This is a genomic window from Streptomyces ossamyceticus, from assembly GCF_001418475.1.
In the GTDB taxonomy this organism is placed as follows: Bacteria; Actinomycetota; Actinomycetes; order Streptomycetales; family Streptomycetaceae; genus Streptomyces; species Streptomyces ossamyceticus.
Map to the genome: position 1 here is coordinate 1 of NZ_LIQX01000240.1, position 241 is coordinate 241.

At 69.3% G+C, this 241-nt stretch carries 1 protein-coding gene; it reads left to right on the plus strand.

From position 1 onward, the window contains the following. The coding region (locus AOK15_RS46945; RefSeq protein WP_420876924.1) for an NAD(P)-binding protein at positions 1 to 241 on the plus strand (241 nt) is incomplete at both ends.

Sequence of the window (241 nt, forward strand, 5' to 3'; positions counted from 1 at the left end):
CGGGAAGGGATCACCGACTTCGTCGTGCTGGAGCGGGGCGGCTCGGTCGGCGGCACCTGGCGGGACAACGACTACCCGGGGTGCGCCTGCGACGTGCCCTCGCATCTGTACTCGTTCTCCTTCGCGCCCAACCCGGACTGGCCGCGCACCTTCTCCGGGCAGCAGCACATCCGGGCCTATCTGGAGCATGTCACCGATGTCTTCCGGCTGCGGCCGCACATCCGGCCGCACTGCGAGGTCA